Source organism: Carnobacterium sp., from assembly GCF_040274425.1.
The window spans coordinates 1-1,328 of sequence record NZ_JBEMBC010000174.1; the positions used below are offsets into that span (position 1 = coordinate 1).

2 protein-coding genes are annotated in these 1,328 nt (G+C 35.8%); both read right to left on the reverse strand.

The features are described from left to right. Positions 1–325: helix-turn-helix domain-containing protein (locus ABS911_RS15090; RefSeq protein ID WP_350468230.1), on the reverse strand; the 325-nt coding region annotated here is incomplete at its 3' end. A 193-nt stretch (positions 326–518) separates the two neighbouring features. After that, positions 519–1,328, reverse strand: an 810-nt coding sequence (locus tag ABS911_RS15095; protein ID WP_350468231.1) for a carbon starvation CstA family protein, incomplete at its 5' end; no start/stop codon positions are given.

Genomic DNA, 1,328 nt, shown 5'->3' on the forward strand with positions numbered 1-1,328 from the left:
CCCAGTTAATAAAATCGTCTGTATCGGCCCATTTGGGCCGTCTACCAGAGTTCAGACGCTCTTTATCGTAGTGAGCTTGTCCTGCGTCAGCGCTATAAACAGAGCCATAATAGTCATAAACCTTGCCACTTTGTTTTTGACGTTTAAGTTGTGTAATAGTACCTCTTTTGATTTCATTATTAATGGTCTGCGGAACTCGACCAAGAACTTTAGCTATCTGTCGGTTTGAATAATTTTCTTTTTTTAGAACCTCGATTTGGCAGCGTTCCGCATAAGAAAGGTGTTTTCCCTTACGTGAATCTATGTTATTCTTAGTTTGCGTCATGTGAATTCATCCTTGTCTATTGAGAGTTAGTGGTAACTTCAATATAACATGAAATTCACATGGCGTTTTTTAGTTAGCGGTGGCTAACTTCATTATAGAATCCACCATTTTTATTTTATGATCCAAATCAGTATTTTTTTTGTACGATTACTTCAGAATAATGATCCAGTAATTTTGCGTACAACCATTTTCATTAGTTATGTGATGCAAATGTACCGATTGGCAATTGATCGTTCAACAATTCGTCTGATGGATCCAAATTTCTTTTTTGCTTTTTACCGGTTTCCCAATAAAGGACCAATATACCAAGTGTTAAAATTGAGCTTAAGATATATGTTAATGTGCTCAATCCCATACCCAAGCCAATTGGTTCACTAAATATATAAACCACACAAGCATAAAGCATGAATATTCCGGGAAGAAGAGTCACAAAATAATTTTTATTTTTCAAATACAAGTAACGTGTTGAGACTAATAAAGAGATTACTGCCGTAACTTGATTTGCCCAGTTGAAATATCTCCATAAGATATTAAAATCAACTTGCGTTAAAATTAAAGAAATAATATATAAAGGAATGGTCACCATCAATACTTTTTTCAGTGTATCTTGTTTGATATGCAAGTAATCTGCCGTTATCGTACGTAAACTTCTAAATGCAGAAAGCCCTGAAGAAATCGGCAACACAATTACCCCAATAATCGCAACTGTCCCAAATACACTACCCAGCAACATATAAGACACTTGATTGACTACAAGTGAAGGCGTCCCATTATTGATCATTTGGCTGAGTGTTTGTCCATCAAATAAAGACATAGAAGCTGCAGCCCAAATCATTGCAATCACACCTTCAGCAATCATCATGCCATAAAAAGTAAAGCGTCCTTCTTTTTCATTTTTAGATGTTCTTGAAACCATTGGCGCTTGTGTAGCGTGGAAACCAGATAAAGCTCCACAAGAAATGGTAAAGAATAAAGCAGGAAAAATTGGTGTACCTTCTGGATT